The organism is Sporosarcina cascadiensis, assembly GCF_009650995.1.
Lineage (GTDB): Bacteria > Bacillota > Bacilli > Bacillales_A > Planococcaceae > Sporosarcina > Sporosarcina cascadiensis.
This window is the reverse complement of record NZ_WHVV01000007.1, coordinates 1-22,785: the sequence shown is the minus strand read 5'-3', so window position 1 is coordinate 22,785 and position 22,785 is coordinate 1. Positions and strand designations below refer to the sequence as shown.

General features: G+C 44.8%; 19 protein-coding genes. 5 read left to right on the top strand and 14 right to left on the bottom strand.

The genetic code is table 11. From position 1 onward, the window contains the following. Window positions 1-175: 175 nt before the first annotated feature. The 9 genes from GDZ68_RS09025 to GDZ68_RS08985 form a co-directional block, all read right to left on the bottom strand. Window positions 176-580 carry a DinB family protein gene (locus tag GDZ68_RS09025; protein WP_153721964.1) on the bottom strand — a complete coding sequence of 135 codons (405 nt, stop codon included), beginning with the start codon at window positions 578-580 and terminating at the stop codon, window positions 176-178. Beyond that, window positions 577-1,092 (bottom strand): HugZ family pyridoxamine 5'-phosphate oxidase, encoded by a 516-nt coding sequence (locus tag GDZ68_RS09020; protein WP_153721963.1) that lies wholly within the window; start codon window positions 1,090-1,092, stop codon window positions 577-579. Before GDZ68_RS09020 ends, GDZ68_RS09025 begins: the two co-directional genes overlap by 4 nt. 18 nt (window positions 1,093-1,110) lie before the next feature. Beyond that, window positions 1,111-1,890, bottom strand: coding sequence for an ABC transporter ATP-binding protein (locus GDZ68_RS09015; RefSeq protein ID WP_153721962.1), 780 nt, complete (start codon window positions 1,888-1,890; stop codon window positions 1,111-1,113). Next, the gene (locus GDZ68_RS09010) at window positions 1,891-2,877 is read right to left on the bottom strand and encodes a FecCD family ABC transporter permease (protein ID WP_309296368.1); all 987 of its coding nucleotides are present in this window, start codon (window positions 2,875-2,877) and stop codon (window positions 1,891-1,893) included. An 18-nt stretch (window positions 2,878-2,895) separates the two neighbouring features. Further along, window positions 2,896-3,888, bottom strand: a complete 993-nt coding sequence (locus GDZ68_RS09005; RefSeq protein ID WP_153721960.1) for an ABC transporter substrate-binding protein — start codon at window positions 3,886-3,888, stop codon at window positions 2,896-2,898. A gap of 563 nt (window positions 3,889-4,451) precedes the next feature. Next, a complete protein-coding gene (locus GDZ68_RS09000; RefSeq protein WP_153721959.1) occupies window positions 4,452-4,877 on the bottom strand; it encodes a hypothetical protein in 426 nt (141 codons plus the stop codon). Between the two features lie 154 nt (window positions 4,878-5,031). After that, window positions 5,032-6,726, bottom strand: a complete 1,695-nt coding sequence (locus tag GDZ68_RS08995; protein WP_153721958.1) for a methyl-accepting chemotaxis protein — start codon at window positions 6,724-6,726, stop codon at window positions 5,032-5,034. A gap of 164 nt (window positions 6,727-6,890) precedes the next feature. Next, window positions 6,891-8,810: an FUSC family protein gene (locus tag GDZ68_RS08990; RefSeq protein ID WP_153721957.1), complete on the bottom strand. Its 1,920-nt coding sequence runs from the start codon at window positions 8,808-8,810 to the stop codon at window positions 6,891-6,893. Window positions 8,811-8,959: 149 nt separating this feature from the next. Continuing rightward, window positions 8,960-10,750: a transglutaminase domain-containing protein gene (locus GDZ68_RS08985; RefSeq protein WP_153721956.1), complete on the bottom strand. Its 1,791-nt coding sequence runs from the start codon at window positions 10,748-10,750 to the stop codon at window positions 8,960-8,962. Window positions 10,751-10,877: 127 nt separating this feature from the next. On the opposite strand from GDZ68_RS08985, the gene GDZ68_RS08980 reads away from it, so the two are divergent. After that, on the top strand, window positions 10,878-11,033 hold the full coding sequence (locus GDZ68_RS08980) for a hypothetical protein (protein ID WP_153721955.1): 156 nt from the start codon (window positions 10,878-10,880) through the stop codon (window positions 11,031-11,033). Between the two features lie 202 nt (window positions 11,034-11,235). Here the strand turns inward: GDZ68_RS08980 and GDZ68_RS08975 are convergent, their stop codons facing one another. The 3 genes from GDZ68_RS08975 to GDZ68_RS08965 form a co-directional block, all read right to left on the bottom strand. Continuing rightward, the gene (locus tag GDZ68_RS08975; protein ID WP_153721954.1) at window positions 11,236-12,906 is read right to left on the bottom strand and encodes an N-acetylglucosaminidase; all 1,671 of its coding nucleotides are present in this window, start codon (window positions 12,904-12,906) and stop codon (window positions 11,236-11,238) included. Window positions 12,907-13,161: 255 nt separating this feature from the next. Next, window positions 13,162-13,425: an excalibur calcium-binding domain-containing protein gene (locus GDZ68_RS08970; RefSeq protein WP_153721953.1), complete on the bottom strand. Its 264-nt coding sequence runs from the start codon at window positions 13,423-13,425 to the stop codon at window positions 13,162-13,164. A gap of 140 nt (window positions 13,426-13,565) precedes the next feature. Beyond that, window positions 13,566-14,123 (bottom strand): competence protein ComK, encoded by a 558-nt coding sequence (locus GDZ68_RS08965; RefSeq protein WP_153721952.1) that lies wholly within the window; start codon window positions 14,121-14,123, stop codon window positions 13,566-13,568. A 596-nt stretch (window positions 14,124-14,719) separates the two neighbouring features. Between GDZ68_RS08965 and GDZ68_RS08960 the strand changes: the two genes are divergently transcribed. Both GDZ68_RS08960 and GDZ68_RS08955 read left to right on the top strand, forming a co-directional pair. Next, on the top strand, window positions 14,720-15,229 hold the full coding sequence (locus tag GDZ68_RS08960; protein WP_153721951.1) for a sigma-70 family RNA polymerase sigma factor: 510 nt from the start codon (window positions 14,720-14,722) through the stop codon (window positions 15,227-15,229). A gap of 332 nt (window positions 15,230-15,561) precedes the next feature. Continuing rightward, window positions 15,562-17,775, top strand: a complete 2,214-nt coding sequence (locus GDZ68_RS08955; protein WP_153721950.1) for an EAL domain-containing protein — start codon at window positions 15,562-15,564, stop codon at window positions 17,773-17,775. A gap of 65 nt (window positions 17,776-17,840) precedes the next feature. Here the strand turns inward: GDZ68_RS08955 and GDZ68_RS08950 are convergent, their stop codons facing one another. Next, on the bottom strand, window positions 17,841-18,530 hold the full coding sequence (locus GDZ68_RS08950) for a hypothetical protein (protein ID WP_153721949.1): 690 nt from the start codon (window positions 18,528-18,530) through the stop codon (window positions 17,841-17,843). Between the two features lie 92 nt (window positions 18,531-18,622). Here GDZ68_RS08950 and GDZ68_RS08945 point away from each other — a divergent pair, with 92 nt between their 5' ends. Further along, on the top strand, window positions 18,623-19,561 hold the full coding sequence (locus GDZ68_RS08945; RefSeq protein WP_153721948.1) for a magnesium transporter CorA family protein: 939 nt from the start codon (window positions 18,623-18,625) through the stop codon (window positions 19,559-19,561). Window positions 19,562-19,840: 279 nt separating this feature from the next. Beyond that, window positions 19,841-22,075, top strand: a complete 2,235-nt coding sequence (locus GDZ68_RS08940) for a DEAD/DEAH box helicase (RefSeq protein ID WP_153721947.1) — start codon at window positions 19,841-19,843, stop codon at window positions 22,073-22,075. A 95-nt stretch (window positions 22,076-22,170) separates the two neighbouring features. Here the strand turns inward: GDZ68_RS08940 and GDZ68_RS08935 are convergent, their stop codons facing one another. Beyond that, window positions 22,171-22,740 carry a transposase gene (locus tag GDZ68_RS08935; RefSeq protein WP_153721946.1) on the bottom strand — a complete coding sequence of 190 codons (570 nt, stop codon included), beginning with the start codon at window positions 22,738-22,740 and terminating at the stop codon, window positions 22,171-22,173. Window positions 22,741-22,785 lie beyond the last annotated feature (45 nt).

Here is a 22,785-nt window from a genome sequence, read left to right as displayed (position 1 = left end):
GCTCCGAGCGAACCAATCTGGCCTGAAGCAAAAGCAGCCGTGTGATCATACCCACGCGCCACGCGCTCATTCCCACCTCCCGCATGCTCATTAGCCAAGTCATCTCCGCCAATACGCCACAAAAAAAACCATCCGGCAAACAATCAGCCGAACAGCTCACACTTCACCATCTTCATTACTGCTTCCGAATCAACGCAATCTGCCCTGCGTGAATCCCCGCGTGGTACATCAATCTGCCGACCGCTTCCAAAGGAGTCGATGCGCCCATTTTCGATTCAACCGGCGTATGCCACTGTTCTTCGGTCAGCTCTTTCATCGCCGCCTTCAAATTCGCATCCGATGCCTCAAGGATCTCCAGAATCTCCACTAATGAAGAAGCTTTCGGCAGTTCAATAATCATCGGCTTTCCAAGATACCAGTCCGCAAACATATACTCCACTTCCGCCGTATGATACAGCAGCGATTCAATAGAAGATTCCCCGATGCTCAGCTTCAATTCCTGCTCCTGTAAACCGGATGCCATCTTCGTAAACCGCCCGCGCAGCGCATTCCACATCGGCACTACTGTTTCATAAGTCATGCCGTTACACCGGGCTTGTTCTTTTTATCCACCACGACATGCTCAAACACATTTCCATTGATATCCACATCAAACGCCAGTCCGAATCCTACCACATAACGCCCCTGCACTGGCGTTAATTCGAATAATGAAAAGTCCAGGCCGCGCAAAACTTCCAATAGTTTCGGATTAAAACGTGCGTTAAACAGTTCAAATATTTCGTCATGTCCGTCATTGCCAATATTTTTTGGCTGGCAGCCCCAGCGTGCACGCTCTGTTCCAAACGGATTCGGTGTGGCAGATTCATCCGCAATGATCATCGCATCAATCCACTCGCTGTTTTCAAGGTGACGATAATGCTCGGCAACCTGGCTGATATAAATATAAAACTTACCGTCTTTCTTGACGAACGGCGCACAGCTTGCAAAGGGCCGTCCCTCTTCATTGACCATATTCAGCACCATGTTCTTGTGCTCTTCCACAAACTTCAAATAGCCTTCTTTATGTTTCTGCAAATCGATTTCTTTTGTCATATCTATTCCTCCTCTAATTTATTTTGCCGTATGAAGCAAATGAATCCGCGGCTTTTGTTCCGCCGCACTAAACTGTACTTCTGAATTCATCCGGTACACCTGCCGAATCATATCCGATGTCATTACTTGGCCGGGCGTTCCGTACATCGCCTTTTCTCCATCCTGCACCACAACAACCCGGTCGCTGTAATAAGACGCCTGATTCAAATCATGCAGCACCATCATCACTGTCATGCCCATCTCGCTGTTCAATTCGCGCACCAGTTCCAAAACTTCATGCTGATGCGAAATATCAAGATAAGTCGTCGGTTCATCAAGCAATAAAATTTTTGGACGCTGGGCAAGCGCCATTGCAATCCACGCGCGCTGCGACTCACCGCCCGATAATGAAGCGACTGTCCGCTCCTTATATTCCATCAAATGTGTCTTCTCAATCGCCCACTCGATAATTTCATGGTCGTCCGCCCGAAGCTTCTCAAACCATTTCTTATGCGGATAACGGCCGTACGATACGAGATCAAACACCGTCATATCGGCAGGCGCCTGATTCTTCTGGCTGAGCATGCACATTTTACACGCAATCTGCTTCGCACTCATCGACTTCAAATTCACGCCGTCGAGCTCCACCTTCCCCGCAAAATAAGGAAGCTGGCGTGCTACCGCTTTCAATAAGGTAGATTTACCGGAACCGTTCGGGCCGATAATCGACAGGATTTCCCCTTCCTTCACCTGAAATGAAAAGTCGCGGATAATAATTTTCTGATCGTAGCGAATGGATATCGAATCGACTGTAAACATTTAAAACACGCTCCTTCTCATTAAATACAGAAAGTACGGGCCGCCGATGACCGCCATCAAAATACCCGCCGGAATATCCATCGGTGCAAACAGTGTCCGTCCTCCTGTGTCGGCAAGCAATAGCACCAGTGCGCCGAGCGCCATACTCATCGGCAGCAGAAACTTATAATTCGAACCGACTAGGAAACGCGCCATATGGGGCACAATCAGACCGACAAAACCGATCATTCCGATTGCCGCAACAGACACAGCCGCCAGGAAAACCGCCAGAATCGACAGCAGGATGCGAATCCGGTTGACATTCTCGCCTAAATTCATTGCGACCTGATCACCCATCCGGATGACGTTCGCTTTCCGTATAGCAAAGAATGATAAAATCCAGCCGACAATCGAATATGGCAGCACCATCGCCAAAGCAGAATTCCCTTTCGCCGCCAGACTGCCGTTCATCCACTGCACAGCAGATGGAAGGCGGTCACTGTACATAATCGACAGATAGCCGACCACTCCGCCGCACAGCGCATTCACTGCCACACCCGCCAGAATTATCGTAATCGGCGACATTCCGCTGCGCCGCCATGCCAGGGCATAAACCGCCGTCGCCGCAAGCATGCCGCCAATGAAAGCTGCAAGCGGTATGAACTGCGTGAACTCCGGCATCGCGAGCATAATCGCCAGCACACAGACTGCCGCACCGCTCGTCACACCCGTCAATCCGGGATCTGCGAGCGGATTACCCATTACTGCCTGCAATATCGCGCCTGACACCGCAATATTCGCACCGATCACCATCGCCAGCAGCACACGCGGCAGGCGGATATTCCAGATGATCGTATCGTTTACCGCACTCTCTGCAGTTTTAAATAGTGTCTGTAAAATTTCAGGAACTGCCACTGTCACACTGCCTAAGCCGATTGCCACAATTCCTGCAATCACAGCCAGCGTAAACGTAACGCCTACCGTAAATCCGCTCCGGGAGTTTGTCATCGCCATTACTCCCTTCTGTTACTCATAAAAGTAAGTAGAAATCTCCGTTAATGCCTTCTCCGCATTTTTGATCGACGTTACACCGAATACTTCATAATCTAAAATATGGACGTTGTCATTCTTATAGGCAGACAGCTGTTTCCACGTCTCATTCTTCTCTACTTCTTTTTTGAACATGTCTTCAGACGCTCCGTGATCCCCGGACGCCAATACTAAAATAATATCCGGATCTGCCACGACAACTTCTTCCATATTGATCGGTGAATACGTTTCCTTCGCCTTTAACACCGTAGTTGCAATGTTTTCCGCACCCAGCCGTTCAATCAGACTGCCTACATAAGATTTATCATTCATCACCATGAATGAATCCGACGTGCCGATCATCAGCATGACACTCGGAAGTTCCTTGCCTTCTCCCTGCTTTACCAGCTCATGCTCTTTCGCCGTCAGCTGATCAAGTACTGTATGCATTTTATCTTCTTTGCCAAAGTACGTGCCCAATGCTTTAAAACTCAACTTTAAATCTTCAAATGAATCCGTCGGCAGATAGGCAGCCGGCAAATCCATGCCTTCAATCGCTTTATCCAGCGTCGTACGAAGCGATTCGGCACCCAAAATTACGTCGGGCCTAAGATTCGTCACCACTTCCAGATCCGGTTGCATCGGCGAACCAATCCGCTCCACCGAATCAAACTCTGCAGGCAGCGGATTTGTGGAAGTCGGAACTCCAACGGGCGTCACATCGAGCAGCTGCAGCATTTCTGCCAGCGGCACAGAGGTGGTAATCAGACGTTCAGGAACGGTTTCAGGAAACTGTGCGATCAGTTCTTCCAGTTCTTTCTCATCCACTCCGTCACCTTCTTCAGCAGTCAGCTGCTCCTCCCCTTTCACCTCTGCCTCTGCCGCTGTTTCTTTCGCTGCTTTATCAGGCGCACTCTCTTCCGTATCTGACGAACAGGCCGTCATGACAGACAGCACCCCTACTAATATTCCTACCCAAACTTTCTTCAATTCTATTTCCCCCTGAATACGTATTATCGCTCTTATAATATATTTATTGAGAATGATTTTCAATCTCGTTAATAATGATAACCATTCTCATTCTCAATTGTCAACTTAAATTTTCAATTACATTGTTTCACACTCATCGAAATGAACGATGAAGTTGCACCCGAAGCCCATTTAATTCGCGGTATAGCTTTTTTATTCGCATAGAAAGCTGCGAACACGAGAAAACGCCCGGCAGGCGAACCAAAATGCCCCCGTCACCGCACCAAACACCGACCACGCCGCGCGTAACCCGCTGCCGAACGAGCCAAACCACCCCTCCCGCGCGCCAAACGCGGCTTCGACCGAACCAATCTGGCCTACGCAAAAACAGCTGCGTGATCATTGACCCCTGGCACGCGCTCATTCAGTCACGCTTCGTGATCATTTCACCCAGCCGTGTGATCATACCCACTCGCCAAGCGCTCATTTATCCCAGCCTCGTGATCATCCCTCCACACCGCGCGCTCATTCACCACAGCCGCAAACAAAAAAATCCTCGACGCGTCAGAACGTCAAGGAATTCATTAATTGCCAAACTCTTTATAAGCGAGCACTTTCAACGCCAGCAGCTCATCTTCCGACAATCTGCTTTCATACTTCGCAAGCAGCGCCTGCTTCTCATCCGAAGACATCCCGCTTTTCATCTTACTTTGCAGCTCAGCCAGTTCGCTGACGCTGAATTTCTTAATCAATACCCGAACTGCCTGGTCCTTTGTTTTAAAAGGCAGATCCCGGTCATCTATGGTGCTTCCCTCTGCAATAAACGCCTGCAGTTCAGGATCATTTTTCACTTCTTGCCTGATTGCATCCAGCTGGCCATTGCTCTCCAGCTCTGCCTCCACTTGCCCCATCACTTCATCCGCCGCCAGTTTGCTGCCGAAATAAAAAATACCGTAACCGACCGCTGCAAGTATGACAATTGTGGTGAGTAGAATTTTAATAATTTTCAAAATAACAAGAGGCCTCCTTTCCTTCATTTATTATAGACGTTTACTACAAAATATGGTTACTTATTGGCGCATGTTATAACTGGTACGGAAGGAAAGAGAAGGCAAAAAAAGCCCGTTAACTATGCACGTTAACAAGGCTTGTAAATCATTTATGTTACAACTTAAATTGACGGACCAGTCCGCTTAAATCTTCTGCAAGCTTTGCCAGATGAGCAGAACTTCCCGCGACTTCCTCCATCGAGCTGCTTGTCTGTTGGGAAGCAGCGGATGTCTGTTCCACGCCGGCTGCAGATTCTTCCGCAATCGCTGCGATTTCTTCAATCGCCTCGCTCATTTTCTCACTGCTGGAAGCAATTTCCGCGAGATTTGCTGACATAACGGTAATATTTTCGCCGACTTCATTCACCGAATCGCTGATTTCAGCAAAAGTCTGACTCGTCGTCTGCAGCTGAGCCGTTCCTTTTTCCACTTCCTCATATCCCTTTTCAAGCGATGTCGCCACACTGCTTGATTCCAGCTGAATATTCCCTACAATATCGGTAATATCTTTGACAGACACTGCCACCTGCTCAGCCAAACTTCGGACTTCATCGGCGACAACCGCGAATCCTTTGCCATGCTCGCCTGCCCGTGCCGCTTCAATTGCCGCATTCAGCGCCAATAAATTGGTCTGATCGGCGATATTTTTAATGACCACAACCAGCTTGGATATTTCCTGGGTCTGCGTGTCCAGTCCTTTAATTTTCACAACGGCCTCCTGGACAATCGCATCGATCATGCCCATTTGTTCGGAAGAAGTTTTCATTAATTCAGCACCCGTCATGGTCTGTGTCAGTACCGTTTCAGATGACTGCTGAATCGCTTCGCCTTTACGGTTCGCTTCTTCAATCTTGGCGGTAAACTGCTCCATCTGCATAGCAAGCTCTCCTGCAGTATTCGCTTCGCTTTCGATGCCCACAGTCAGTTCCTGCATCGTTGCAGCGATTTGCGCAGATGCCGTATTTACTTCGGATGAAGATTGAGTAAGCTCTTCACTGTGACTTGAAACAGAACTGGAGACATTGTCAATTTCACTTAACATTTGCCGGACATTTTCATTCATATCATTTATCGCTGTTCCTAACTGTCCAATTTCATCTCGTCCATTCATATCCAAAGGCTCCTGACTAATATCGCCAGCTGCAATTTGCTTCATTCGATTCGTGACAATTTTAATTGGTTTTGTAATAATTGAACTTGTGATCATGGATGCCATCACACCGACGACTGCTACAGCAATTGTCACAATCAGACTCCAGAGAAGTGTTTTCTGTCCGGTAGCGATGACATCAGCTCCGCCTTCTTCCATTTTCTTCTCTCGGTCTGCCGCAATTTCATCATAGAGTCGAATCAATTCCATACTTTCTGTCGACAGGACTTTCAGGTTTTTAACAGCAAGCTCCTGATCGCCTGCTTCATATACATCTATCACTACTTTCTGCAGCTCATTTCTCCATGCTACTGTCCGAGTGATTAACTCGTTAAATTCCTTTGATGATCCAATTTCCTCTGCCTGTCCCTGTAGTTGAATGCCCAAATCAGTGAGCTTGTAAAAGTTGTCTTTATGCATTTCATCCCCGAACAATAAATAAGCCCTGATCTCTGAAACCCGAGCCGTCATCGTATTGGAAAGTTTCATGTCAATCGCCATCAAACGTGAGTCCCGCTCAATAGCATCCTCGGTTTTGTTGTTGACAGTGTTAATGGATATTCCAATATAAACACCCAGCCCTACTACTAACCAGATAATAATTGCAAATGCTGTCAGCAATCTGCCTTTCACACTTTTAAATTGATATTTCCGCTTCATTCTTATCCTTCTCTCTTACCTAAGTACTGTTTTTTATGCTTAATCGAACTTTATAATCATAAAGGAGTATACCTAAAACAGGAGATAAAGTCACTAATTAAGAGGACCTTTAGTACTAAGTAAGTTAATTCCGAATGGTTTGAATACAGGTTGAATGAAGAAAATCACTGCAAAAGCACTCTCAAACTCTTCATTTCCTCCATCGCTTCTAAAATCATCGTCAGCATCATGCGTTCTTCCATTCGCGGTGTTGCCTGGATTGCAGCATGAAGCTTATTAATTGCCGCCGACGAGCTTTCTTCCCCTGCATTTTTATTCAATAAAACTTCCAGACTCGAAGTAACTACAGGAATACTTGAATCCTGCAGATCGTGGCGGTCAATCCAGCCGTATAATTCATAAAGCGTAACAGCTATCCGGCGTTGATGCTGAAGCCAGGCAACTCCGGCACGTTCCGGCGCTGCCTGATTATTCATCTTCAGGCGTTCCTCGATCATATTGGAAATGAGCAGCAGGTTTTTGATGGCATGGGCATTTCCCCCGCCCGCTGCTTTGTCTTGCACTTCAACCGCCATCTCCTGCACGGTGTCTTCATACATTGCCCACAGGTCTTCATTCGCATCTTCCAGTTTATAAGGAAGCACGAACTTGTTGATCAGCAAGGCGAGCACCACTCCCGCAGCTACAAACAGCACACGTTCGACCGTCAGCACCTGCACCGCTCCCGTTACGAGCGCCACGGAACCGATGGCGGAATATGTCACAAGAATCGTATTGTAGCGATATACTTTCACATAAGTCATCAAATAACCGGCTGTCATCAGTAAAACAGAGCGGGCTGTATGGTTTTGAACTATCAGGAACGACACCGTAACTGCCGCCGCGCCGATGATCGTCGCAAAAATTCGGTCACGCATTTTCTTGCGGGACTGTTCATACAGCGGAATGATGACAGACAGAACGGTAAACAGCATCCAGCGGCTCTCCGGCATGTCGAAGTAGTCGATGATAAATCCTGAAATCGTAATCGCCAATGCCATCCGGATCGCATATGACAGCTTAATGGAATTCGTATGGCCCGGTTTTTCAGTAATCGACAATTTCTGAAATTTCTTCGGAATCTGTTCAAGCTTCTTGACGACATAGTAATGCTCTTTGCCAAGAGCCTGTAATTCATGCATATTGGTCCTCAGGAATCCAATCTGATTCAGCATCTCCAGGATAAATAAATCATGAGTATGCTCTGCTTTATATTTTTTCAGCACCTGATCGTATAACTCATCAAATGCCACCATCATTTCTTTGTCCTGCAAACTGTTTTGCGCCAGATGAATGCACTGAACCGTATCTGTTAAAACGGGATGGTGTGCATATTCCGCAGCCGCCGCGTCAAGCAGCAGATTAATTTTCTCAAGCGCAACGGAGATATTCAGCTTCAAACTTCCCTCTTCCGTTAAATAATAATTCTCTTCACGCTTATCATAGATCATACTGCGCAAGCCGCTGATTTCACTGGCTATCTGGGTGGACACTTCTTCATGGGGCTCCGATTTTTTCAGCAATTCTACTTTCTCAATCAACGATGTACAGATTACCTGAATTTTTTTATCTCCGCTCTTCGTCACGCGATTTTTATTCGCAAGCATTTGCACCCCCATAATCGCAAGTGCACCGAATACAAGCGAAGCCAGACGCAGCGGCATTTGATCAGCAGCCACCGGCATGGCTAACAGGAATACATACTGCAGGGAGAATGGTAAATAAATAGGATTTTTCAAATTAAATAACAGGGAATAACTGATGATGAACATCGCGACAAAGTTAATAGGAATTGCCAGCCAGACATTGAAACCAGTCAGAAACGCCGCCACTCCAATGAACAGATTCAGCACAATAAATTTCATCGTGTTGCCAGCAGGGTGGCTCGTCAAGTCCCGTTCCAGCAGCATCAGCATCGCGGTGATCGTCGACACACCGATCAAAATATTTTCATTGCCGAATGCTGCACCGAAACCTACAACAAAACCTATAATGAATACAAATAGCACAGTGTTCGTCACAATCGTTTTCTTAGTCAATTTCATACTTTCACTGCTTTCCGTTTTTTTCTGTATAGTACTTTAACATTAAAATAGTTTTTAGTAAAAGATTTGCTATTCAATTGGCCTCATTAAAAAAAGGATCCCCTAAAAAGCTGTTTTCACAACTTCTCAAAGGAATCCTTTAGTGAGTTTCAATTGGTAATGACGAACGATGCCAGCACACCCTGCTTCAATTTTACTTGATTGGCGCTGTGCAGATTTTCATCAATAACAATATAATACGTATGCCCAGTATGATAAGGCCGGCTCGGCGTCACATACATTTTATTGTCGGCTGTTCTGTTAGTAATTCCATCAACTGTCCGGCCGAATTGGTCAATTACACTGACAGGCGCATTTGCCGTATCGCCCAGTGCGCCGCTGAATGTAATGACCCATTCTTTCAATGGCTGATCTGCTGTAAGATTTGCCATCCATATTTTATACTCCTGATAAGTCACTGACACTGCCGCTTTTTGTGCCAGTAGACTCTTCATCTGCTGCAAATAAGCGCTATTTTTCACCAGCAATTTGTCTTCCGCACTCAGCTGGTTAAATCGATTTTCAGCAGCTGCGAGTGCTTTTTCAAAATCAGGTGAGAATTCATTCAGCTCTCCTATTAAACTGTCTGTGGCTGCGATCTGATCCGTTTGCGTCCCATCTTCCGCTGACATTTGCAGCTCCCGCATGTTCTTTGTCTCTGCTTCACGGTAATAAAGAGTATTTCCTTGCTTGTACAGCTGATCAAACGTCCCTTCATCCACTAGCTCGACTTGCTGCCTGTTCCCGTTCCACATGTACAAATTCGTCTGTTTATAAGGACCAAAGTGATAAATATCACCGTTATGCGCGACGAGATTACGTCCTATCTTAAACGGACTATTTACTTGCTGCATCGTCTGCTTGTTGTACGCTTTTATGATTTGGCCCTCTACAGTAGATTTCCATACCGAAACATATACAAGTTCCTTGTCATACGCACCAAATGTCGTGTAAGGACTCCCGGTATGCAGCACATCATACTTCGTACTCGTTGCGGCAGGCAGTCCCAAGTCATCGGCCGTGCGGGATTCATTCATCACTTTATCGGAAACCAATAAATATTCATACCGCGTCTGGCCCTTGCGATCAGCGAGAGGATCATTCCAGGTCGTATCCAGGTTATACCACTTTCCGTCCACTTTGACTTTATTCCAGGCATGCAGCTCGCCGCCAATAATTTCACCCGTCTGATAATAAGCCTCTACACCCAGTTCCTGCAGCAAACGCTGCGCGAGCAAAGCATATGCCTGACAGACCCCCTGCTGTTCAGTGATCATGGTATGAGCACTGTGCGGAGTCAGTTTCGTATCGAATGAATACGAATAATTTCGCGTGATAAAATCATTTACCGCAATCACTTTATCAAAATCCGTTTTCGCAGCTATACTGATATCCGATGCAATTTCTATCACTTGCCGGGTAAGTTCTTTCTCCTGTGCTGATGTGTGACGGTAAGTAAATGTAAGCACAAGCTTCACCTGCGTCTGTTGACCGGAAGAATATCTATATTGCGTACCCCAGCCCGCAATGGTCCCGCTCATGTAAGATCCATCATTAAACACGTCATGTAAAAGCTGTTTCAGCTCTTCTGAATGGGAGGCGGCGTCGAAGCCACTAGGACTGGCAACTGTATAGCTGACTTGTACAGTATCTTTGAACTGTTCTGTTTGCGTCTTAACGTATGTTGCCAAATCCTCAAACCGATCCAGCTGAACGACGTCTTCTGCAGCAGCAAGAGGTGACTTTGCAATGAAACTTCCCTCAACAACCGCACCTGTCCGGTCATCCATCTCAACTGCAAGCGCACCTGCCTGCTGCCAGTCATCCGCCGCAAACACCGCCATATTCCCCGTACATAATGTACTTCCCAATAAAACAGCCAACAGTAGCAGCTTCCTCATTTAGTCCAACCCCCTTATATAAATATCTATCTTTAGTTGTCATTATTCAAATGATTCGTTAGGCACATGTGCTTACTTAATATTATCCAAATCTTTACTTTCTGTCAATATGACGGGAGAGTAATAGATGTCAATTTGGAGAAAAATGATACATACATTTTACCCGACAAGCGAGAACGATTGGAGCGGTGAGCAACTACTTTGGTTCGTGCGCCGGCTGCTTTGGAGCGGGAATGCTATCGTTACGAGCGGTGCTGCGGGGTTTTGGTTCGTTCAATCCTAACTTACGCTCGGTTCAGCGGCACTTTCGCGCGCTTTCGCTGCCAGCCTTGTTGAAATAAAAAAAGAGCTGTCAGTAAACATCATTTCTGACGTCTGCTGACAACTCCGTTAATCATACTTCATTTCTATTTCACGCCCGGCTGGCTAAGGCTTTCCCCGTCGTGACTTTACTATCTTCGCTCGACATAAATTCTATACCCCACTCACCATTCCAAACGAACGACATAACTCCCATGTACGAACAGCTCATCATATGGCACATAATCTGAACGCACTTTTATCCACGGAGCTTCTGCCAATTGATCATCCAGGATAATTACAGGCATGCCGGATTTAGGATAACTGTAGACATATGGCTGACTCGTACTTGGATCACGGCGGAATTTCAATGGAATATCATCAATTTTTGTTAATCCGATTTTGGCTTGATTGGCCAGCTCTCTACCGCCCAGCGCCCGATCAATCCGATACATATGTCCGGCATTCTTAGCTCCCCAATAGGGATCGGAAGCATATTTCACATTCATGCCAACCGCTTTATTGCCAAAGTTTGTCCCGTTTGCATATCTGCCGGCCGGCGGCAAATAGTTTCGGTTCAAAAAAGCGTTGATCAACTCTTCGATATTATCACCGACCGTATTAAATTCCTTTTTAACCGGATTGTCATCGCTCACATACAATCCGAATAGATTATTATACTTCTGTGCATAGTTGCTCATGCCGTATTGACTTTCATTCTGCGCGAGGGCTAAAATATGCAGCGCATTGACATGATATTCTTTCTCATATTGTTTTAATTCGGAACCTAACCCGATCAACTTACTTTTCACAGAAGCGTTTTTGTAGATGGCGGCTGAAGTATTCTCCAATTGCTGCAGTTTCTCCAGAATATAAGCGTCCAGTTCCTCAGCCGTGTAAATCGTTTCACTGCGCATCGGCAAGTATTGGAAATATTGATGCGCGATGCCGACTTGCTGACCCGCAGCATTTGTAAAGTGACTGCCGTCTGTGCTGTAATAATCTACACCGTCTCGCATGAAACGCGGTGCCAAGCCGGCTTCATAGACACCTGAAGTCCCCGCATTATGCGAATAAATCGAGTGATAGAGCGAGCCGTTCGCAGTATAATAGTGCGAACGATTTTTGATCGTTTGGCCAGGAAGCAACCGGCTGTTATCATGCTTAATATAATAACGGATTCCCGCCAGCTCAACCTCGACATACCCATCCGTTGAGTCCACGTACAGCAGCTCCGTATCTGCAGGCACATAAGTAACTTCCCTTTTCAATGATTTGTCCGAATAAAGAATCGTCAGCGAGCTTCCATTCGCGGACTTCGTCGACACTAATCCCGACGGCATATAGATGATAGTCCCCGATTTTAATACCGCCTGATTTGATGCCATTTGGCCGGCTGCCTCTTCGAAACTATTGAACTTCCGCACAACAGCTGTTGTCCCGTCCGTCTGCACATTCACCAAATCATATGTAATCTTCTCAATCGTAAATGTCTTAGTAATGCCTTCCTTCAATGCTTTCCCGTTACGGTTTTTGACGGCCTGCGTAATATGTATCGTGTACGTCTCTCCTGCCCGGTAATTTCCCGAAGGCGGCGAAATCTGTACAGTTTCATCAGAATTAATGAAGGTAATTACATTCGAAATCGATGCCCCTTTCGAATCGGTAATATAAATAGAATCCTTACTGACAGTTGATCGATCCGCAGGCTTGTTAAATGAAATTTTCCATGTCTTATCGGGCTTCACATCATCTGCATGCGGCCATACCGGCGCAGCACTGACATTCAGTGAAAAGCCGATCATTACTATAATGATAGCTAAACCAGCCGGAATAAGTTGTTTTATAAACTTCATAGTCAATTACCTCCTTTTGCTGTCGATTATACAGGTTTTCACTATAAATGCCAGACTGATTGTTATGTATTTACATAGTGTATTGAATGTTTCGCGAATGGGGTTTCGACTATATAATCTCAGGTCTAAGAGGTGCATCCAATGAACCAAACATCTTCTTAAATCAAAAATATCGCAGAAAGTCCGAAATACGACCTTCCGCGATATGATTTGTGCCTTTATAAATTATTGAATAAAAAATCCTGCTTAATCGAATTACCGTTCACAAGCAATCCCGTCTTTATCGCGGTCCATCTTTATATGAAGATTATAAAGACTAGGCGATACAGTTGGCTTGTACTTCGTTTTACCGCCTTTGTTCCGAACTTTTGCATTCATCGCGACACCGCCCGGATAAGCTTTGTTCAACTCTGTACAATTTTTATATTTAGCCGTGGCCGCTTCTGTTGATTGGATAGGCGCTACTAAAAGAGTTACAGCGAATGCGGAAATGGTCATGGATTTAATAATTTTCTTCATAAATAGTCTCCTCGGATTTATTTAAAATGTGTCACTCATATTGATCGTTTTAAATATACAATATTATCCAATGAAAGTAAATAGCCTTTACCATTTACTTACGACAACCCACGCATTCCACATCCGCTGCTATAAACTTCTTACTCTTCTTCTTTTACGCCAAAATTCCGATTCGACCTGTCCTTCATAATCAGATACGTAGCGGAATGATTCATCTCATTAATCATCAGTTGATTGGTTCTTCCATCTATTAAATTTTTGAACTTACAGGCAGTCTGGTAACGGCTGTTGAATGAATAATAACTGACATCTACCTTAAATTTAGCTCCGTTGATGAAGGTGACGCAAGTTCGTTTCGCGTCGATTTCTATGTAGCTTTGGATGTGATAGAGCGCAAACCAGATACAGTCCGGCTTATGCGGTGACTTGCTTGGAAAGAAATAGATGTTCAGTATTTCATTGATCAATGCAGGCGACATAAACACTTCACCCAGGATGACTTTGGCGCTGTCTTTCGCACCACGCAGGCTGGAACCATAATAGCGGAGATTTCTATCTATGACATCAGTAGGCTTTTGCTGAACACGGTGCAAGTCATTGCCTTCCATCGCAACTGACTGCAATACCCCGTCCTCCGTATACTCTGGGTAGATAACAGCCGTTCCCTTTGAAATAATAAAATTCTTTGACATTTTCATTTTAATTTCCTCCTTTTGTTTGAAAAGCTTTGGAATTCAATAAAAAAGGAGTATACTAAAACAAGATTGGTATACTCCAATCGATTTTCTCCGAGTGGGTCTTCGAGGACTGTCAACACTCGGGGATTTTTTCTGCGCTTACATACAAATTACCTCACCTCCTTTACAGCCACAACAAGAAAGCCGACCACAAATGAAAGCACTTTATGATCAACTCCGCCCACCTTTACTATTTTCATTTCATTTATACACATAATTTGAACTATGACTTTTAACCTTCTATTTTACCTATCATATCCTAAATAAATTAAATAGTCTATCTATTTTGTGAAATATTTTTTAGATATAGAGTTTTCTTCCTTGCTTTCAGACAAGCCGGTTCCGACAGCTGGAAATGACCTGCGAAATCAACTGCTATGATTGTGTTCTTTCTAAAATTTAACTTCGACAGAAAACTGAATTCAGCCGGTACCCCCAACAATTTTACGTACCTCAAAATTAGAATACAGACATTCGTTTTTTCTATCCGCTCTCTCTATGATGAAGTCACCCAGGGAATACAAACGCGTCGTGCACGGCCTGAAGAGGTCGCATTTATGGAGAATTTTGACGATGTATCCGCACAGTATGAGCCAATGATTTCTGCAGTGATTAGAAAACTGAATATTTATCGTGATTTTGAAGATTTTCGTCAGGCTGGATATATTGCATTATGGCAGGCGTGGAGCCGGTTCGACAAAGACAAAGGAAATTTCACGCCCTTTGCTTACCGTTCGATTTACGGCGCCATGCTGGATGAAATGAAAAAAGAAAACCGCTATAGTGAACGGCAGGCCCCTGTTGACGATCAGACACTAGAACTAATGGAGAGTTATTCAATGGAAGAAGACAGGTTTCCCGAATTGGACAGCGTATTGAAGACGCTCTACGCAGAGGAAAAACAGTTATTATCGATGCTCTACACTGAGAAAAAATCGCAGACATTCTGCGCGGATTTCTTCGGCATCTCCGTAGCAGGCGTCAAGAAGCGGCGGGAGCGTTTGCTGAAGAAACTGCGGGAGAGGCTGACAGAAGTAAAGCAGGACGATAATCTTTCAGATGAATGACTCCACTTTCCCGACGCTTTTTTGCTGCACGAATAAAGAAATGAAACGTGAATAATAACTGAATAAAATGAAAAGCCGCGTGAAATCAAGTTGCCAGAACCTTGATTTCACATGGCTTTAAATTTCAGATTATTGATAATAGAGACATTCAATGTATTCAACAACAAAAAAAGTCAAATTCGTATCAAAAAACAGCGTATTTCACTACATACATTAGTAACATATATGATAAACTAATCATACAAAACTTTCATACTATACACGACAAGTAATATCAAGTGAGGAATTGCACATATACTTCTTAATAAAGGGCAAAGGAGGTCCATCTGTATATGAAGAACCCACATTATATTGCCGCATCCAATGAACTGTGCAGAAAGTCTGGGATGGATCCTAATACAATTTCATCTCCCATACACTTTTTAGAGGAAAAAGGACTCACGGACAAACAGAAATTTTACAGCGAAATACTGTCTGTCATCAACTACTTCTCAAACAAACTGCTCAACACATTAAAAGGCACCCCTATCCTCGTAGTTGTTTCTGATGCAGATGGCTATCTTCTTTCAATAGAAGGAGATGAATCGATTAAGTCCATGAGCGACCAATTCGGTATTAAACTCGGTGCACAATTTACAATTGAAGACACCGGAACAAACGTAATAAGTTTAGCGCTTCAGCAGCTCCATCCTGTCAGTCTCATCGGAGATCAGCACTATCACTATCCCTTTCATAACATCGCATGTTACGGCACTGCTTTTCACAATACAGAGGAAAATAACTTGCTTGGAAGTATTTCATTGATGATGCCTCTGTCTTTTCAAAATCCACTCTATCTTTCCATGCTGCTTCAAGTAGTAGATTCCATCGAACGTGAGCTGCTGCTGCGCAAGCAGAACAGAAAACTTGATACCATGAATCAGATAATGCTGAATCGTACAGGCAAAGGAATTATCATTACAAATCCAAATGGTATAGTCACGGAATTTAATGAGTTTGCGGAAAAGCTTTCAGATAAAAGCCGCGAGTCTCTGATGGGCATAAATATTACTCACTCTAAAAGATTAGGCAAGTATTTCAAAGAGGTGCTGGAGAAAAGAATGGTGATTAACAACGAAGAAATTTCATTTGAAGATGCAGACGGCAATCAATTCATTTGCTTATTTGATGCACAGCCAATTTTTGAAGAGGAGAAGATGATTGGCGCGTTTGGCCAGCTGCGTGATATAACTGCCAGGTATCATTTACAGCAAGAATACAACTATTTGGCATTCCATGATGAATTAACCACGCTGCCCAACAGACGTTTCATCAAAAATGAAATCAATAAAATAATAGAAGAAATCAACAGCGGCAAACAGCGGCAGATGGCTCTTTTATTCATTGACTTAGACCGCTTTAAAATCATCAACGATAATTTCGGTCATTCCTATGGTGACGCATTACTTTTTAAAGTCAGCGAGAAACTTTCAAAATGTCTAGGAGAAAACGATCTGCTTGCCCGGATGGGCGGGGATGAATTTATTTTTCTGCTGACTGATTTTGACCATCCCGACTACAGCATTAGAAAAGCACAAGAAATATTGCACGTATTTGATTCTCCCTTTCTGGTCGAGAATAAGGAATTGTTTACAACTGCCAGTATCGGAGTCGTCCTGTCCCCTGATCCCCCCGTATCTATGGAGAAACTGTTAGTGTATGCAGACAATGCGATGTACCGGGCAAAGAAACAGGGGAAAAATCAATTTATCATACACACGGACGATTTATCGGATGAAATGATTTCAAACTCCGCACTTGAAATGGACTTGCGGGATGCCATTGACAGAGAAGAATTTGTGCTGTATTACCAACCGCAGATTCACAATAAGACGGGTCTGCTGATTGGTTTTGAAGCACTGATTCGCTGGCAGCACCCAAAATTGGGATTACTATCTCCCGCGCGGTTTATCAAACTAGCAGAAGAGACCGGTTTGATTACACAAATCGGGGAATGGGTAATCAAAGAAGCGACGATACAAAACAAGAAATGGCAAGATAACGGTATGTCGCCTGTCAAGATTTCAGTAAATTTGTCTACCCAGCAATTTCTTACACCGAATCTTGTAACTTTTGTTGAAGATGTGCTGGAGCGGACCATGCTCAGCCCGGAATATCTTGTGATTGAAATTACGGAAAATATGGCAATGGAATATGACTATTCTATCCAGGTGCTAAAACAGTTGAAATCACTCGGCGTCGGGCTCAGCATCGATGATTTCGGGACTGGCTACAGCTCTCTGAACTACTTGAAAAACTTCCCGATCGACTACATCAAAATTGACAAGTCCTTTGTCAGTGAAATTCTGAAAGATGACAGCGGCACTATTATTGTCAATGCCATTATTACGCTGGCACATAATTTAAACAAAGAAGTTATTGCTGAAGGAGTAGAAACTCAGGAACAGCTGGATTTCTTAAAAAGCCGCAATTGCGATGTCTCGCAAGGCTATTTTTTCAATAAGCCATTGCCGAAAGAGGAAGTAGAGAAGATTTATATTATTTGATTCACCAACAATAAATTCGCGACCCTCTGCTCAACTGATAGAGGGTTGTTTTTATTCGACCCTTCTTACTCAGTAAATCCATTGTCTTTCGTCAGCAACTTTGAAAACTTTTTTTCAATCAGTGCGCTGTCCCCAAAAACAAGTATCTGGTCTCCCGTCTGCAGTATTTCCTCAAACAATCCTTTCCGGAGCACCTTGTCTCCCCTTCGGATGAATAGCGCATGCACGTCATCTTCTTTCTTTATTAGCCGGCGGCAAGGTTCTCCAATGAACTCGCAATCCTTCTCGATCAGCAACAGCGCTACACCGTCTTGTTCTCCAAGCTCAAGCGCATTTTTCAGAGGCCAGTCTTCGAGTTCAAACTGCTCGTCCATTCCATGCTCGAACTTTCTTTCGAGAAATCGGAATACGATACGTGTCCGCAATACCAAAATCATGAAAACCAGCAAGATGATCACAATGGCCAGCAGCCGGACTTTTAGATCGTTTACAAGCAGTGCAGCAATCGACGAAATAATGACTGCAAGGGAGAAATAACCGAACAGTATCACTGCGGCACTGAGCCGGCGTCGAATCGGATGGTCGATGATCAGCGATGATTCGTCTGTCGTAAAGCCCGTTCCTGTCAGCATCGAAATCACCTGGAACCTCGCAATCGTCTTCTTCAGCCCTGTACTCATAAACAGCACTACCGCCATCTCAATGACCAGCCAGACAATCACGCCATATAAAATCATGAACAGAAAATCCTTCACAGCCATTCCCCCTTTTCCGATATTCTTCCCAAGCCGTCACGTATAAATTCCTATTAAATGAGACAAGGTAAAAAGAAAAGGGAGGCGCACCGATGCTTGAGCCTGTATTTCAACATGCACATTGGAAATGGATCAGTCTGGACACGGCCTCTCCACAGGAAATTGCCGCATGCCGTGACATGCCGTCAGCAGGAGAACGCTGGGCAAAATCAATTCATTCTCAATTAAACAGTAATTTGGAGATGGATACTTCCGAAATCGGTTGCGAGTCGATGTGGGGCTCCTTCATTTATTCTCAGAACACCGAAATCCGTAACGAGCAGACAATCCTCCACTACTTTGTCGCGGCGGACACGCTTTTGACATGCGGTATCGACATAGCTGCCCTTCCGCGTCTTTCACAGCAAAATCTCAAGAAACAAATGAAGAACGCTGAAAATGCCATCGAAGGTTTTATGGTCCTGCTCGGTGAAATCACCGCCTCCTTCCTGCAGGGAATCGAGTTATTTGAAGACCGTATGCATGACTTGCTCTGGCGGATCAAAATGAAAAATGACGAACCGGTCTTCGCACAAATCCTGGACAACCGCCACGAAATTCTCGTCTGGAAAAATCTCCTCATCCCGGTAATCGCCATCCGGGAGGCAGCACAAGAAGCATTCGGCAGCAGCGTACAGAATGGGATCCATTACCAGCGCACATGCCGGCGTCTGCAGCGATGCCGCCAGACCATCCGGGAATACGACGAAGAAATCGGCAAACTCATCGACCTGGAATCCGTCATCTCCTCCCACCGCGGCAACGAAATCGTCAAAACACTGACCGTCATCACCATGCTTTTCACCCCCGTCGCCGCCTGGGGAGCCTTATGGGGAATGAACTTTAAAATCATGCCCGAACTCAAATGGAAATACGGCTACATCGCCTCCCTCCTCATCATCTTCCTCTCCACCTGGGGTCTTTATTTTTACCTGAAGAAGAAAAACTGGATCGGCAGTGTGTTGAAAAGCCCGAAGGATGAGAAGTTTTGAAGGCCTTTTTTGATGTTTTTTCCCCCCGCTCCTTTTTGGCGGTGTTTTTTCTTGGTGCCTTTTTTGATGGTGCCTGTGCGCCACACAATTCATACACTATTCAGACAACTCACTCAAAAATCCTCTTGCCAAAAAAATGGCGAAGGGGCTTTTTGACCTCTTTAACACTTTTAGCTTTCTAGTGATAAACGGCTGTTGATTGATATTGAGAGACAATTTTAGGTATACTGACCACAATATACAGAATGCTTTTCACTTTATTTAAAGGAGTGGCTCGCCTTGGACTTTTACCAACAAAAGTGCAATGACCATCCTGAGATTGATTATTTAAAACAAACGATTATCAATCTTCAGCATGATTTCCAAATAAAAAATTCTGCTGAATTAGTGACAAATGAATCGGATAGGCTTGAAAAGGTCCGTCTGTTCCGCGAATTTTTCCAAGGTCGGCCGGATGTTTTTGCAAAGCGTTTTGTTTCGGATGACGGCACTCCCGGTTACAGGCCAGCTCTCGAAAACCAGACCTATCTTCCTTTGTCGGATCAAGCAGTATATGATCATTTGAGCGGAAAATACACGGTGGGTGTGTATCCTTTGCTAAAAGATCATTCCTGTCGCTTTTTAGCTGTTGATTTTGATAAAGGGAACTGGCAGGAGGATGTTCTTTCTTTTGCGATTACTTGCAGGAAAGCGCTTGTTCCTTACAGCATCGAACGCTCGCGATCGGGCAACGGCGCTCACGTATGGATATTCTTTTCCGAAGCGCTGTCTGCTTCCCTGGCGCGTAAACTGGGCAAGTCTTTAATCGAACAGACACGTATCCGGACATCCAGCAGACTGTCGTCTTTTGACCGGTTGTTTCCAAGCCAAGACTTTCTGGCCAGCGCCAATAGTATGGGAAACTTGATCGCTCTGCCACTTCAGCCCCATGCTCGTGCAAATCAAAATAGCGAATTCATTGCAGAGAATTTCCAGCCATTCAAAGATCAATGGGCATATCTGTCTGCAGCAGTCAAAATGGACAGAATCACAGTGGAAAGAGCACTGTTTCTTTTATCTGCCCCCATTTATACATATACAGAAACACATTCAGACCGCATAACAGCAGTCCAAAAGAATGGTATTCATTTTGCACTGGACGAACTGTCTGAACACTTGATGGAAAAGCTGAAAGGTCTGGCTTCATTCGCAAATCCCGAATATTATAAAGCAAAGGCAAAGCGCCGCGCGACTTATCACATCCCGGCGCGGATAGAATGTTTCGATCAGAATACCGGACATTTGATTCTTCCAAGAGGCAGCGAACAAGCGGTCAGGGAGCTAGCGGTCTCTATGGGTTTAAAACTTGATTGGCAGGATGAAAGATATACCGGTTCGGTAATTAATTCAGAGTTCCATGGTACACTGACACCTCAGCAACAAGATGCACTCGATCAATTAATGAGTCATGACTGCGGAGTTCTGGCTGCCTCTGCCGGTTTCGGCAAAACGGTAACGGCTGCTGCTCTAATTGCCGAAAGAAAGGTTAATACGTTGATCATCGTCAATCGAAAACAGCTGCAGAGCCAATGGGTGGAGCGACTATCCACATTTCTGGATGTTCCTAAAAAGGAAATCGGAATGATAGGAGGCGGCAGGCAGACGGCAACGGGGAAAATCGATATAGCGATGATACAAACACTGACTGCTAATGGTATCCATCCATCGATCACACAATACGGCCAGGTAATCGTCGACGAATGCCATCTTGTGCCCGCCTTTACTGCCGAGCAACTAATGAAAATGCTCCGCGCAAAATATGTTTACGGACTTACCGCAACACCCCAACGACAAGATGGGCTCCATCCGATTCTTACTATGCAATGTGGACCGATTCTCTTTAAAACTGACACAGCAGACCAGTCACTTCTACGCCCGTTTCATCACATTGTGAAAGAAAGATTCACTAATTATCAGACCGCAAATGAAAACATTCAGCAAATTTATGATGAATTAGCAGTAGATCCAAAGCGCAATCAACTGATTTTCAACGATGTCCTGCTGGCGCTCGAAGACGGAATGACCCCGCTTATTATGACCGAACGGGTAAACCATGTGAATATCATGACGGATATGTTCCAAGGTTTCGCCAAGAATATCATCACCTTGAACGGAGCCCTGAAGAAAAAAGAACAACAACAGTCCTTGAAATTGATTCAGGAGTTGGGGGAACATGAAGAGCTGCTAATCATCGCAACAAGCAAATTTATCGGAGAAGGTTTTGACTTTCCAAGACTGGATGCATTATTCCTGGCCGCACCATTTGCTGCGCAAAGCCGTCTCACCCAATACGTTGGCAGATTGCACCGTGAACACGAGAATAAACAGGAGGTACGCGTCTACGATTATATAGACCGAAAAGTTCCCACTTTGTTAACAATGTCCAAAAAACGAATGAAGGGTTTCAAAAAGATGGGTTATATAAGGAAAGAGGACGAACAAAGCGGAGTATCTATGCAAATGAAGCTATTTTAAGTCACTGGGAGTTGTTATTTGGTGCTTTTCGAGTGCATTATCCGCCTTTTTCTCGGTGCCTGTGCGCCACACAATTTGAACACTATTCAGTCATTTCACACTTCTACTTCCTCCTCCAGTTCTGCCAGGCAGTAATCAGTGTATTCTTGCAGAGATGCTACTGCCGGCGGGTACATATATGACAGCAATGTTTCCGTGTCCAGAAAGTCCCACCCCACAACTTGACGGCCGGCGTAGACAGGAAAGGAGCTGAATGGATAATCTATGAGATCATTGACCATCGGCGTCTGCGTTTTAATTGGATTTCGATGAATATAACGGCTGACGGCCAGGGCACCCTGAGGGCTTTCAATCAGGATGGGGTGATAGCGCTGTTGATAAATTCTGCCAACATGGTTGTAATGCCTTGAATAATAATCGCTGTATCTCCGGTTAACATGACTCATAATACGAGACAGCTCATCCTCCGTCTTGATCAAGAGATGATGATGGTTCGTCATAATGCAAAAAGCAGCCATAGAAAAGCGAAACTTCTGGTGCGCATGACTGATAATCCGCAGCATATGATACATATCCTCCGGCGTTTTAAAAATATTCTCACGGTTATTGCCCCGCATAATCACATGATAATACACATTCGGCCTCCAGTTTCGTTTTCTACCCAAAAAGCTTCACCCCCTCACCCCCCCCCCCCCTCCCCCCCCCAAACA